Raw genomic sequence first — 12,763 nt, forward strand, 5'->3', positions numbered from 1 at the left:
AATCAAATGCAATAAACCATCCCATTTTTTGGGGTGGTTTTTTTTTTATATATTTGCACAATGGAAAAAGAACATCAAATATTTGGGATAAGAGCAATTATCGAAGCTATACAATCTGGCGCAACAGTAGACAAAGTCTATATTCAAAAGGAAGCAAGTAGCGAACTGATGAAAGACTTGATGAAAGTGATGAAGCGTGGAAACATCAATTTCTCATACGTACCCGTTGAAAAGCTAAACAGATTAACTCCCAATAACCATCAAGGAGCTGTGGCTACCATCTCTCCTATTTCATTTTTTGATTTGGAAAGTTTAATAGATACAGTACTTGAAAATGGTAAAAAACCGTTGTTCTTGATTCTGGATCAAATTTCAGATGCTAGAAATTTTGGCGCTATCATAAGAACTGCTGAATGTACAGGAGTAAATGGAATCATTGTTCAAAAGGCTGGATCGGCGCCTGTGAATGGAGATACTGTTAAAACATCTGCCGGAGCGGTTTTTAATATTCCTATTTGTAAAGTAGAACACATCAAGGATGCGATATTTTTATTGCAAGCCAACGGAATTAAAACAGTTGCTGCCACTGAAAAGACGGAGCAGAACATATATGACATCTCTTTGAACGAACCTGTTGCAATTATTATGGGATCAGAAGATAGAGGTGTAAATCCATCTGTATTGAAAATTGTAGATGAAAAAGCTAAGCTACCTATGTTTGGGACTATAGGCTCCTTAAATGTATCTGTAGCGTGTGGCGCTTTTTTATATGAAGCTGTAAGACAACGTTCTTAAAGAACAATACACACACTTATAAAATGAGTTGAAACTATGGTTTTAACTCATTTTTTTTTGAATAAAATCATACTGGATGGGTATACTAGATGTGTAATATTCATAAATAGGTGTTTCCTCAATGGGCGTTTCAACGGGTAAATTTACGAAGTTTCCATTTTCGTCAAATCGTTGCATGAATTTGTCCTGAGAAGCATCATAATCTGGACGTTCCCAATCGTATTTTATAGTTCTCTTTAACTCGGGGGTCGCATATAAAAAAGACAACAGTAAACCCGAAATTAAACCTCCTAAGTGACCTTCCCACGAAATTGACTTTTCAGTTATTAGCTCTGGGCTTGGAAAAACATACCATACTAAACCACCGTAAATAATAATCACTGTGAGAGATAATGCTACTAGTCTATGGTTTTTAGTTTGAATTCCTATGAAAAATATAAAACTAAAGAGTACATAAATTAGACTGCTAGCGCCTATATGAAAACTCTCTCTACCGATAATCCAAGTAATCATTCCTGATAATAAAACTCCATAAACAACAACTTGAACAGACTGTCTAGCATAAAAAAACTGCAAAGCTGCGAGTAAAATAAATAGTGGTATACTGTTATTATACAAATGTTCTAAATCACCATGGATGAATGGACTTAAAAAAATACCTTGAAGTCCTGAAAAGGTTCTGGGATAGATACCGTTTTGATAAAAATCAAAGTCAAATTTTATTTGCAACCAATAAACGAACCACAATAACACTATTGCAAAAAATGGAAATAATACAACTGCATTTGTAAACTTAAAATGTTTGTCTAAAGAGGCTTCTGGAATCATTTAATACTATTGTAGGTGTTTACAATTTAAGTACAAAAATGCAACCAAATAAAATAGGATGAAATTTTGTCATGCTTAAACATTCTCCTCTACTTACGGTACACCGTAGCCCAGATGGAAATGGCATCCTTTTATATCTTGTTTTTTACAAGATATAAAAGATAGAATGTACAGCTGGAAAAAGCTCCAAATAAAACTGTAATTTTGTATTTATAATAAATTGGTAATTGCCAACTGAATTTAAAATATGGAAGCACCACTTGCAGAACGAATACGCCCTCAAAAACTGGAAGATTATGTAAGTCAATCCCATCTTGTGGGACCAAACGGTTCATTAACACAGCAAATTAACAAGGGAATAATTCCGTCTTTGATTTTCTGGGGGCCTCCTGGCACTGGAAAAACTACTTTGTCCCAAATTATTGCGCAAGACTCTAAGCGTCCGTTTTATATTTTAAGTGCTATTAATTCTGGGGTCAAAGACATCAGGGAAGTTATTGAAAAAGCAAAACAAAGTGGCGGATTATTTACGGCCAAAAATCCTATTTTATTTATTGACGAGATTCACCGCTTTAGTAAATCGCAACAAGATTCCTTACTGGCTGCTGTAGAGAAAGGCTGGGTTACCCTTATAGGCGCCACAACTGAAAATCCTAGTTTTGAGGTAATTCCCGCCTTACTGTCAAGATGTCAAGTCTATGTGTTGAATCCGTTTACAAAAATAGATTTAGAGACCTTGCTGGAACGTGCCATGAAGAAAGACGTACTGATGTCTCAAAAAAATATTGAGCTCAAAGAAACAGAAGCTCTATTAAGGCTTTCGGGCGGTGATGGCAGAAAATTATTGAATGTTTTTGAACTTGTGGTAAATGCATCTCTTGATGACAAAATTATCATTACTAATGAACGTGTGTTTGAAGTTGTACAACAAAATACGGTTCTTTATGACAAAACAGGCGAACAGCACTATGATATTGTATCGGCATTCATCAAATCGATTCGTGGTAGTGATCCTAATGGAGCTGTGTACTGGTTAGCCCGAATGATTGAAGGCGGCGAAGATGTGAAATTTATTGCAAGAAGAATGCTAATTTTGAGTAGTGAAGATATTGGCAACGCCAATCCTACAGCTTTTATCATGGCCAACAACACTTTTCAAGCAGTGGCAACAATAGGTTATCCTGAGAGTAGAATTATTTTGAGTCAATGTGCAGTGTATCTTGCAACTTCACCTAAAAGCAATGCCTCTTACTTAGCTATAGGCACCGCGCAACAGCTTGTAAAACAAACTGGAGATTTACCCGTACCGATTCATTTGCGAAATGCCCCAACTAAACTCATGAAAGAACTAGGCTATGGCGAGGAGTACAAATACTCTCATGATTACGCTAATAATTTTGCAGAACAAGAATTTTTACCTAATGATTTGAGCAATACTCCAATTTATGTGCCTGGGAATAATTCAAGAGAAAACAGCATTCGTGAATTTTTAAAAAACCGTTGGAAAGATAAATACGGTTATTAAAAAATGCCTCTGCAACATGGTCACAGAGGCATTAAAAAATTTAGATTCTAATTAAAACTTGACAGCAACCTTTTCTGAAACTAGCTGATCATTTTTATAATACTCAAAAAACCATTGATTGTCCTTAAGAATCAAAGATCCTTGCAAATCATTTTTGACAGCAATAAATGAATTCTGCTGAGAAGTTTTTAGCAATTTCATGACTACTTTTGGAGTTTTGTCAATCAATTGATAGCCTGTAGCTGTAGGTTGAGCATATAAAAGATCAGCTGTATCCACTGTTTCTGGTGGCGCACTGTTTACCAACGCATAAGAACCTGGACTTGATACGATTTTTTGTTCGCTTTGAGCAGCAATTACTGAATTAGCTTGGATATTATTTTGTTGTACTGCAACGCCACTATACTTGTATTTTAAAGTATTAATGGATTCAAAGGCTTGTACTAGCGCTTCATTATACGCTGCTTTATAATCTTTCTCCCTGCTTTTACCTACTTGAGATTTAAAAACAATATTGTCATTACAATCTTTAAGAGTTACAAAAAGTTTAGTAATTAAAAATCCATTCTCTTTTTCCACATATGCATAGAGCAAATCACACCTGTTACTGTACTCCGCTGGCAAAATTTCTTTGTTATAAAAAGCTGTAAATCCAGCCTTTTCTAAATGGTATTTTGTTAGTGTATTTACTCGGTATTGATTTTCATCTTTTAACCATTCAAACTTTAAGGGAACAATTACCGCTTTGTAATTGTTTACCGATTGGCCAAAAGAAATACTTACGAATAAAAGTAAAATACTTACTGCTAATTTTTTCATCTTATAAAAATTTTTTAAGTTCTAATAAATTGTTGATCTGCTTAATGCTCTGGTCAACATTTGCGTTGCTTTCGTTAAAATAAATTGCATCTAATCCTACATTGAGCGCTCCTAAAACATCGGCATCATAGCTATCTCCTATCATAATGCTAGATGCAATGTTAGCATTAGCTTGAGCAATCGCATAATTAAATATACCTGGATTAGGTTTTTTTACACCAGCCATTTCAGAGTTTGTTACGGTTTGAAAATAACTTTCAATTTTTGCATTGTACATTTTTCTGGATTGCACGTCAGCAAAGCCATTTGTAATAATATGCAAGTTGTATTTAGGCTTTAAATACTCTAATATTTCAAATGTTCCGTCAAATAGGTGATTATTATCTGGTAAAAGTTTGATGTATTCATCGGAAATTTTATTTATTTGCGCATCAGAAATGGAGTAGTCAATAGCATCAAATGAATGTTTCAATCTGTTATAACGCAATTCCTCATGCGTAATTTTGTCAAACTGATATAATTTCCAACATTCTTGATTTATAGGTACATATTTATCAATGAATAGCTTAGCATCAACTTCGGGATGATTGTTTTTAAAAATAGTATTGAAAGTAAGTTCTGAATTTTTATCGAAATCCCATAATGTATGGTCTAGGTCAAAAAAAACATCCGTTAATTTTGTTTTCATATTTTGTGATTAAATTATGCCTTCATCGGCAAAGCTAAAATAACTGTTTTCAGTCACTATAAGATGATCTAGGACTTTAATTTCTAAACTTTCTCCTGCTTGTTTTAATTTTTTGGTGATGTGTTTATCTGCATCACTGGGCACAAGTGTTCCTGAGGGATGGTTATGACATAAAATTAAGGCAGTAGCACCATTTTCTAAGGCTGTTTTAAAAACGAGTCGCACATCAACTAGTGTTCCAGTAATACCTCCTTTACTCAGTTGAGATTTGGCAATAATTTTATTAGAGTTATTCAAAAAAATAATCCAAAACTCCTCATGTGGCAGCTCTCCTATTACGGGTTGCATGATTTCAAAAATCACTTTACTTGAGGTTACTTTTTTTAACTCCACAGTATCCTCTGCTCTACGACGCCGACCCAATTCAAGAGCTGCAATAATTGCAATAGCCTTTGCTTCTCCAATCCCCTTAAAAGTGGTTAATTGTGCTAAGGATAATTTCCCTAATGCATTTAAATTATTGTCAACACTGGATAAAATTCGTTTGCTTAAATCAACAGCGGACTCATTTCGACTACCTGATCCTATCAATATAGCTATTAACTCCGCATCGCTAAGAGCACTTTTACCTTTGAGCATCAATTTTTCGCGCGGCCTATCATCTTCGGACCAATTTGTGATGGGAAAATTAGTTTGTTCCAAGTCGTAACTTTTTAAAATTAAGCATAATACAATAGTAAAAATAGCGTTATTTTCATTAAAGATAAAAGATGAAGGCAATTTATTTCTTACTAATTATTAGCATTTTAATGCCTTATAAATCAAAGGCACAGCAAGGCAGACCAAATATTCCGTTTGAAACACGACTTTCAAAAGCAGCTTTATCCATTATAAACCCCAATGTAATTTATGATCCAACGTATAAATCCATACCCTATCCTAAAGGCGATGTACCTAAAAACAAAGGAGTTTGTACAGATGTAGTCATTAGAGCCTACCGAAAATTGAATATTGATTTACAAAAAGAAGTACATGAAGATATGAAAACTAATTTTTCCAAATATCCCAACCTTAAAAAATGGGGCATGAAAAGGACTGATACAAATATAGATCACAGAAGAGTTCCAAACTTAGAGGTTTTCTTTGAAAGAAAAGGTAAAAAACTACTGGTAACCGATAAAGCTCAAGATTATAAAACAGGTAATATTATTACTTGGATAATTAACGGAAAGCTACCCCACATAGGTATTGTAACTCATAAAAAAACGAGTGACGGCATGCGAGGGCACTGAAAAAGTCCCTATTTTCAAAAATCATTAAAAAAAGTGATTAAATAAGGCTTTGATTTTATTTAATCGTCTTTTTTTAGTCAAATTTAATCTTCTTAGATTACAAGGGGTTTGTAATAACTAAAAGGAGCGAAACCATTGTGTTTTCGCTCCTTTTTAGTTATTTTCATTTTCCTTATTCGAGGGACTTTTTCAGTGCCCTCCGGCATGCGTCCATTACTAGTTCATAATGTAGGAGCTGGACAAGTACTGGAAGACTGTTTATTTAAATATAAAATAGTGGGGCATTATCAATATGAAAAATAAAAGGCGCCATAATAATGGCGCCTCAAAGTTTATTACTGCATTAGATTTTTAACCTCATCAAAATTTAATCCTCCATAATTACCGGAACTCATCAACAACAACGCTGAATTTTCTAAATCAAGGTTAAACAAATAGTCTTTAAAATCTTGTGGATTGGTATAAATAATCAAATCTTCTCTGTTAAAAGCTTTGGCTATTTGATCATAAGTTACTTCTTCAAGTTGTTTGATTTTTACAGCATCTGGCGAGTAAAACACAACTGCTACATCTGCATATTCTAGCGCTCCTTCATATTCTTTTAAGAACTCCGCATTCAAACTACTGTAAGTGTGCAATTCTAAACAGGCTACTAATGTGCGATTTGGGTATTGTTCTTTTACGGCTTTGGTTGTGGCTGCTACTTTACTTGGAGAGTGTGCAAAATCTTTGTAAGCCACTTTCCCTTTTCCTTCGGCTATTTTCTCTAGACGCTTACTTGCACCTTTAAAGCTAGCAATTGCTTCGTAAAAATCAGCTTCATCAACGCCCATGTTTTGGCAAATCCATTTGGCACCAGCCAAATTATTTAAATTGTGCGCACCAAACACTTCAATTGGCATGTCCCCTTCTGGAGTTTCTAAAAGTGTTATTCCATCACTCACTGTATATTGTGGTGTAGCATACGCTAATTTACGGATCGGATTTGTTGCAGCCTCAGCAACGCGTTTCACTTCGGCATCGTCTTCGTTGTATACTAATATTCCACCGTTCGTAATTTTATCAATAAAAATTTCAAACTGCTCCACGTAATTTTCATAAGTAGGAAAAACATTTATGTGATCCCAAGCAATACCTGAAATTAGAGCAATATTAGGCTGATACAAATGAAATTTAGGACGCCTGTCTATAGGTGACGACAAATACTCATCCCCTTCAAGTACCATAAAATCATTTTCTTCGGTCAGATGTACCATCGTATCAAAACCCTCAAGTTGCGCTCCTACCATATAATCTACAGCAATATTATGATAATGCATCACGTGCAAAATCATAGATGTTATAGTAGTCTTTCCGTGAGAGCCTCCTATCACTACACGAGTTTTGTTTTTTGACTGCTCGTATAAAAATTCTGGATAAGAATATATTTTTAACCCTAAAGCTTGTGCTTGTAGTAATTCAGGATTATCAGCTTTGGCATGCATACCCAAAATAATTGCTTCTATACCTTGTGTTATTTTTTCGGGAAACCAACCCATCTCTTGCGGAAGTAATCCTTTTTTTTCTAACCTTGATTTCGAAGGCTCAAAAACTGCATCGTCACTACCTGTAACTTTATATCCTTTGTTGTGCAATGCAAGTGCCAAGTTGTGCATGGCGCTACCTCCTACTGCTATAAAATGAAGATGGTTAGATGTATTTGAACTTAATACCGATGGGTTAGAATTTGGATGTGTAGTTTCCATATTTATATTTTTCTGAATTTTATTTGCGCATTGGCCACAGCCAAATAACGGAGTGAGATTATTACGTTTTCTTTAATTTATGTTTGTATAAATTGTCTAATTTTTGGGAACCTACTTTTGAACTACCCGCCTGAATGGCTTTTTTGTATTGATTTTCTGCAGCAGCGTATCGTTCAAAATATTCCTCAATATGCCCTCTTGAAAGGTAGCCGTCTACAGGTGATAATTTTGCTAATTCATTGGAATATTTTATCGCTTTAGACTCGCTTCCGCCAACAATTCCAGGCAACTGAATATACAATTCTATCAATGCCCATCGGGAGTCAATATGCTTTGGGTTTAATACAATGGCTTTTTCAAATGAAGATTTAACCTCATCAATCATTCCAAGCGCTTTAAACTTATTCACGGTCTTTGCTTTCATTCCTAAGGCACCACCATATTTATAATGATAATCTGCCTCAGTAGGCTTAAGCACTTTGAGTTTTTTATAATACACTATCGCTTTATCCCATGATTTAGATTGACCCGCAATATCGCCTAGGTATTCTATAACCTTAGGATCAGCAGGATTAGTTTTCAAAATGCCTTCAAAAAGAACTTCTGCCTGACTGTATTTTTCTTCCTTGAAAAGTTTCTCTGCTTTTTCAAAATTGGATTGAGACCACATCATGATTGGTAGCAATAAAAAAGAATAAAGAATTTGTTTCATTTTTCAAAAATAAGGAATTTATATAAGGATGTGAAAAGAATATGAGCCAACATTGCAACTAAAAGTATAATGAAATGGAAAACTTAAAAAAACTTTCTCATAACATCCCGCTCTTACTTTAGCTACAGATTAAACTCATGGTTGATCATAGCACGAAGATGCAAACAAAGTCCTTGCCAAAAGGTCAACTCATCATAAATGAATCAGCAATCAGTTTCTGTTTTTTCGCAACCAAAAAACTAATATGAAAATATTTTATGCCATTCAAGCCACTGGAAACGGCCATATCAGTAGAGCTACTCAATTATACCCATATTTACTTCAACACGGAACAGTCGATTTTTTCTTGAGCGGCAACAATGCCAGTTTAGATCTTAAAATACCTATTCGATATAAAAGCAATGGCTGCAGCTTGTACTACAGCAAGTGCGGTGGACTCGATTACTGGAACATCACAAAAAATATCAAACCACGCCAAATCTATAAAGACGCTGATGCACTGCCACTTAAAGACTATGATGTTGTAATCAATGATTTTGATGCCATCACTTCACTAGCTTGTAAAATGCAAAACGTACATTCGGTTCAATTAGGACATCAAGCCAGTTTCCTATCCAAAAACACTCCCAGACCCGATAAAAAAAATATCATGGGAGAGCTCATTTTACAGCATTATGCAAAAGCTCCTAAAAACATTGGCTTGCACTTTGAAAACTACGACAGCTTCATAAGGCCTCCCATGATCAAGGACAAAATAATTGAAGCCAATCCCAAAAATTTACAACATATCACTGTTTATTTACCATCGTTTGACCAAAACTGTATCGAAAAAGCGTTTCAAAAGTTACACAATGTAACATTTCATTGGTTCCTTAGTAGCGTAACTCACAAACACACCATTCAAAATATTACCTATTATCCCGTTAACCAAAAACAATTCAATAAAAGCCTCATCACTTGTGACGGAATTATTACGGGCGGAGGTTTTGAAACTCCAGCCGAAGCACTATACCTCAAGAAGAAAGTATTGAGCATACCAATTCGCAATCATTACGAGCAAGAATGTAACGCCGCAGCATTAAAAAAACTTGGCGTTCCGGTAGTGTACACCGTCGATAAAGAATTTGATACTATAATTTCAAACTGGTTAAACATGAAAATTACGTATCCTGAAATGCAAGCCAATAACATTCCTGAAACGCTTCAATACCTTTTTGACACCTATCGAGATTAAAATTAGTTTTGGGGAATGCCCCGCAAAAAAAGCGGGTCGGGCTATACAGTTCAATCTTTTTTGCGAAAAAAACGCAAAAAAGGATTTCCCTTTCTATCCCTCATTCAACACTGCTTTAAATAGTTAAGCCAATCCGAGAGCTAAACTGAAAAAATAAAATATTTCAGCAAAATCTAATTTATTTATTACTTTAGTAAAAAATAAATTATGAAAACACTAGTAGAATGGTTTGAAGAATATAGCGTAAGCCACAAAAACCTGACCAATAAAAAGATTCATTATATCTGTGTACCACTTATCTTTTTTTCGGTGGTTGGTTTGTTCATGAGCATCCCGAGTGGTGTTTTATCTCCACTAGCCTCCCTAAATCCAGCGCTAGCCAATTGGGCTTTTGTAGTGCTACTATTTGTTTTGTTTTTCTATTTTAGGCTTTCCTTAGTAATGGGAATAAAAATGACCTTCTTTACAGCTATTTGTCTCATCGGAAATTATTTAGTATCTCAATATGTACCGTTAGTTTGGTTTTCTATAATTGTATTCACCGTAGGATGGATTGGACAGTTTTATGGCCACAAAATCGAAGGTAAAAAACCATCCTTTATCAAAGATCTACAATTCTTATTAATTGGTCCTGCATGGGTAATACAATCGGTGTTTAGCACCAAATAAGAATGATATTAAAAAGATATTTTTCTACTTTGTTTCTTCAAAAGAGTATATGGAGGAGCAAAAAAATTATAAAACAGCAACTTAAACAACAAAGTTGCTGTTTTTTTTATGCCTAGCAGGCTCAAAAAAAATCCAGTAAACTCTTTATAAATTACATTCAAAAAAAGTGTAATTTGTAGCGCAATTCAATCAAGATAAAACTTCAATAGACATAGCCATTTACCATGAAAAAATACATCTTAACTTTGTTTTTTGTGACAGTAACCGCCTTCTCGCAGCAGTATGAAAAGAAATGGTCACAGATCCTAGCCCAAGAAAATAAAGGCAAAATAAAATCAGCAACTGAACTTGTTGATGCTATTTACAAAAAAGCAAAAAAAGAGAATAATGAAGTTCAAATCATTAAATGTTTTTTTTACAAGTCAAAATACCTGCAAGTTCTTGAAGAAGATGCACAAAACAAAATCATTCGCAATCTTAAAACCGAAATCAATTCTGCAACTATACCTTCAAAAGCAATTTTGAATTTAGTGTATGCCAAGTGTTTAATTGCGTATAAAAATAAAAACTCGTATTTGATATACAATAGAACAAATACGACTAGTCTTGAGGATGATTTTCTGACTTGGACAGCTAAAGACTTCGAAAAAGAGATTTCTTCTTCGGTTACAAAAACGCTAACAGACGAAACTGTATTAAAAAAAACACCATTAACACAATATGAAGCCGTATTTGATTTTTCAAAAAACCAAGACACAAATGAATCCTTATATTCTTATCTAGTAGGTGAAAATATAGACTACCTTAAAACAAATCTCAATTATTGGCAAAGCAGAAACAACAAACAACTGCAAGCCATGAAGGAGGAACTTTTTCAGGATTCAGAAAATTTCGCAAAATTAAAATTTGATTTTTTAGAAAAGGAACCCATCAAACTTGTACTTCAGTTATACCAAGAACTGGAAAAAGAACACAGCACTAGTGAGAAGCAACTAACCCGCATGAAATTCATTCAGGCTTACGTAAATATTTCCCATGAATTATACTTGAAATTCTTAAACCAAATTAAAGCGAAATCAACTGACACCATTAGCAACGAAAAGATTCAATTAGAAAACGCTAGCATCCTTCTTGCAAATGCCTCGAAAAAGACTTTTCCAGATTATAATAAAAAAGCACTCGCATTACTGGATAGCATTATAAAAAACAACAGCCGAACAAATGCTTTTAAACAAGCAGTACAACTGAGCCACACAACAACGTTAAAAACACTAACAGTTCAACTTCAAAAACATTCTTATACCAATGAAAATACCAGAGCCTCTGTACAATACAAAAACGTAAACAAACTCAAGGTTACATTTTATAAAATAGATCAAAAAACAAATCAAATTCTACAAAACGCGACTTATAACAAAGACAGCTTAGTACAAACCATTAGAGCTAAAAAAGAAATTGCAACTAGAGATTATGATTTAGAAAACAAAAAAGATTATAGAGTTACTTACTTAAAAAACACTTATATTTATAGTAAATACAAGGATATGGAAAGTATATTTCAGGGGGAGAATATTTTAGAGTTCATAAAGACATTCCCAGACGACCAAAGTTGCCGTGAATTTATAGCCAATGAGAAGTGGAAAGACGGCTATAGATGTAAACGTTGCGAGAATACGAAGTATGTTTATTTTGAAAAACACAATAAAAGAGAGTGTACCAAATGTAGATATAAAGAGAGTGCAACGGCAGGAACTCTTTTTCATAGAGTTAAATTTGGAATTCAAAAAGCATTTTGTATTGCCTTTGAAATGACTTGTACAACCAAATCAATATCCTCAACTCAAGCGGCAAAACGCTATGGAATAACTCAAAAGACTTCTTGGTTGTTTATGCAAAAAGTAAGACTTGCGATGAAGTCCTCAAAACAGTATCCAATGACAGGAAATGTACAAGTTGATGAATTTGTAGTTGGCGGAAAAGAAACAGGAAAACAAGGTAGAAGTTACGATAGCAAAAAGGCAAAAGTTGCTTGTGCTGTTGAGCTGACAGATGAAGGAAAGATAAAAAGAGGTTATGCAAATGTTATTGATGATTATTCTGCAAAGTCAATAAAACCATTATTTGACGAGCATATAAGTAAAGATGCGAATATTAAAACAGACCAATGGACAGCTTACAAAATAATAGCAAAGAGCTATAACATCGTCCAAGAAAAAAGCGTTCCTGGGAAAAACTTCAAAGAAATGCACACTATTATTCATCAGGTAAAAACTGCAATAAGAACGATTCAATCACACGTCAAAAAGGAACATCTCCAAAAATATTTAGATGAATATTTTTATCGACTGAACAGGTCAATTTACAAAGATTCTATTTTTGATAATATATTCAAACGATTAGTCTCACATCCGCATCAGGGTTGGAAGCAAATCGTAGTCATTAAGTAAGTAACTCGA

Annotated in this window: 13 protein-coding genes; 7 read left to right on the forward strand and 6 right to left on the reverse strand. The window is 34.2% G+C overall.

Annotated elements, in window-relative coordinates; genetic code table 11:
• The first annotated feature begins 60 nt into the window (after positions 1 to 60).
• A complete protein-coding gene (gene rlmB, locus FJV36_RS03470) occupies positions 61 to 795 on the forward strand; it encodes a 23S rRNA (guanosine(2251)-2'-O)-methyltransferase RlmB (protein WP_144893916.1) in 735 nt (244 codons plus the stop codon).
• A gap of 42 nt (positions 796 to 837) precedes the next feature.
• On the opposite strand, the gene FJV36_RS03475 is transcribed toward rlmB, so the two are convergent.
• Positions 838 to 1,623: a rhomboid family intramembrane serine protease gene (locus FJV36_RS03475; protein ID WP_158980832.1), complete on the reverse strand. Its 786-nt coding sequence runs from the start codon at positions 1,621 to 1,623 to the stop codon at positions 838 to 840.
• Positions 1,624 to 1,870: 247 nt separating this feature from the next.
• On the opposite strand from FJV36_RS03475, the gene FJV36_RS03480 reads away from it, so the two are divergent.
• Positions 1,871 to 3,148: a replication-associated recombination protein A gene (locus FJV36_RS03480; protein WP_158980834.1), complete on the forward strand. Its 1,278-nt coding sequence runs from the start codon at positions 1,871 to 1,873 to the stop codon at positions 3,146 to 3,148.
• A 51-nt stretch (positions 3,149 to 3,199) separates the two neighbouring features.
• On the opposite strand, the gene FJV36_RS03485 is transcribed toward FJV36_RS03480, so the two are convergent.
• From FJV36_RS03485 to radC, 3 genes are read right to left on the reverse strand one after another with little or no spacing between them, the layout of a single operon-like run.
• Positions 3,200 to 3,967: a hypothetical protein gene (locus FJV36_RS03485; RefSeq protein ID WP_158729266.1), complete on the reverse strand. Its 768-nt coding sequence runs from the start codon at positions 3,965 to 3,967 to the stop codon at positions 3,200 to 3,202.
• A gap of 1 nt (position 3,968) precedes the next feature.
• Entirely contained in the window at positions 3,969 to 4,655 is a 687-nt protein-coding gene (locus FJV36_RS03490) for a YjjG family noncanonical pyrimidine nucleotidase (RefSeq protein ID WP_158729265.1), read from the reverse strand.
• A gap of 9 nt (positions 4,656 to 4,664) precedes the next feature.
• Entirely contained in the window at positions 4,665 to 5,357 is a 693-nt protein-coding gene (gene radC / locus FJV36_RS03495; RefSeq protein ID WP_158729264.1) for a DNA repair protein RadC, read from the reverse strand.
• 68 nt (positions 5,358 to 5,425) lie between these two features.
• Between radC and FJV36_RS03500 the strand changes: the two genes are divergently transcribed.
• Both FJV36_RS03500 and FJV36_RS03505 read left to right on the forward strand, forming a co-directional pair.
• Positions 5,426 to 5,947, forward strand: a complete 522-nt coding sequence (locus FJV36_RS03500) for a DUF1287 domain-containing protein (RefSeq protein WP_370514389.1) — start codon at positions 5,426 to 5,428, stop codon at positions 5,945 to 5,947.
• A gap of 204 nt (positions 5,948 to 6,151) precedes the next feature.
• Positions 6,152 to 6,250: a DUF1287 domain-containing protein gene (locus FJV36_RS03505; RefSeq protein ID WP_370514388.1), complete on the forward strand. Its 99-nt coding sequence runs from the start codon at positions 6,152 to 6,154 to the stop codon at positions 6,248 to 6,250.
• 32 nt (positions 6,251 to 6,282) lie between these two features.
• Here the strand turns inward: FJV36_RS03505 and murC are convergent, their stop codons facing one another.
• Entirely contained in the window at positions 6,283 to 7,692 is a 1,410-nt protein-coding gene (gene murC, locus FJV36_RS03510) for a UDP-N-acetylmuramate--L-alanine ligase (RefSeq protein ID WP_255470326.1), read from the reverse strand.
• Positions 7,693 to 7,753: 61 nt separating this feature from the next.
• Positions 7,754 to 8,404: a lipopolysaccharide assembly protein LapB gene (locus tag FJV36_RS03515; RefSeq protein ID WP_158729263.1), complete on the reverse strand. Its 651-nt coding sequence runs from the start codon at positions 8,402 to 8,404 to the stop codon at positions 7,754 to 7,756.
• A gap of 244 nt (positions 8,405 to 8,648) precedes the next feature.
• Here FJV36_RS03515 and FJV36_RS03520 point away from each other — a divergent pair, with 244 nt between their 5' ends.
• The 3 genes from FJV36_RS03520 (at position 8,649) to FJV36_RS03530 (ending at position 12,754) form a co-directional block, all read left to right on the forward strand.
• Positions 8,649 to 9,638 carry a glycosyltransferase family protein gene (locus FJV36_RS03520; protein ID WP_158729262.1) on the forward strand — a complete coding sequence of 330 codons (990 nt, stop codon included), beginning with the start codon at positions 8,649 to 8,651 and terminating at the stop codon, positions 9,636 to 9,638.
• A gap of 207 nt (positions 9,639 to 9,845) precedes the next feature.
• Entirely contained in the window at positions 9,846 to 10,307 is a 462-nt protein-coding gene (locus tag FJV36_RS03525) for a DUF962 domain-containing protein (protein WP_158729261.1), read from the forward strand.
• A 1,544-nt stretch (positions 10,308 to 11,851) separates the two neighbouring features.
• Positions 11,852 to 12,754: an IS1595 family transposase gene (locus FJV36_RS03530; RefSeq protein WP_158728025.1), complete on the forward strand. Its 903-nt coding sequence runs from the start codon at positions 11,852 to 11,854 to the stop codon at positions 12,752 to 12,754.
• Positions 12,755 to 12,763: the final 9 nt, after the last annotated feature.

Source organism: Flavobacterium sp. I-STPP5a (assembly GCF_009764685.1).
Taxonomy (GTDB): domain Bacteria; phylum Bacteroidota; class Bacteroidia; order Flavobacteriales; family Flavobacteriaceae; genus Flavobacterium.

Bases quoted from the DNA above. Each gene is read 5' to 3' on its own strand.
- rlmB (WP_144893916.1), top strand. From the start codon at position 61: ATGGAAAAAGAACATCAAATATTTGGGATAAGAGCAATTATCGAAGCT.
- FJV36_RS03475 (WP_158980832.1), bottom strand. From the start codon at position 1,623: ATGATTCCAGAAGCCTCTTTAGACAAACATTTTAAGTTTACAAATGCA.
- FJV36_RS03480 (WP_158980834.1), top strand. From the start codon at position 1,871: ATGGAAGCACCACTTGCAGAACGAATACGCCCTCAAAAACTGGAAGAT.
- FJV36_RS03485 (WP_158729266.1), bottom strand. From the start codon at position 3,967: ATGAAAAAATTAGCAGTAAGTATTTTACTTTTATTCGTAAGTATTTCT.
- FJV36_RS03490 (WP_158729265.1), bottom strand. From the start codon at position 4,655: ATGAAAACAAAATTAACGGATGTTTTTTTTGACCTAGACCATACATTA.
- FJV36_RS03500 (WP_370514389.1), top strand. From the start codon at position 5,426: ATGAAGGCAATTTATTTCTTACTAATTATTAGCATTTTAATGCCTTAT.
- FJV36_RS03505 (WP_370514388.1), top strand. From the start codon at position 6,152: ATGCGTCCATTACTAGTTCATAATGTAGGAGCTGGACAAGTACTGGAA.
- murC (WP_255470326.1), bottom strand. From the start codon at position 7,692: ATGGAAACTACACATCCAAATTCTAACCCATCGGTATTAAGTTCAAAT.
- FJV36_RS03515 (WP_158729263.1), bottom strand. From the start codon at position 8,404: ATGAAACAAATTCTTTATTCTTTTTTATTGCTACCAATCATGATGTGG.
- FJV36_RS03520 (WP_158729262.1), top strand. From the start codon at position 8,649: ATGAAAATATTTTATGCCATTCAAGCCACTGGAAACGGCCATATCAGT.
- FJV36_RS03525 (WP_158729261.1), top strand. From the start codon at position 9,846: ATGAAAACACTAGTAGAATGGTTTGAAGAATATAGCGTAAGCCACAAA.
- FJV36_RS03530 (WP_158728025.1), top strand. From the start codon at position 11,852: ATGGAAAGTATATTTCAGGGGGAGAATATTTTAGAGTTCATAAAGACA.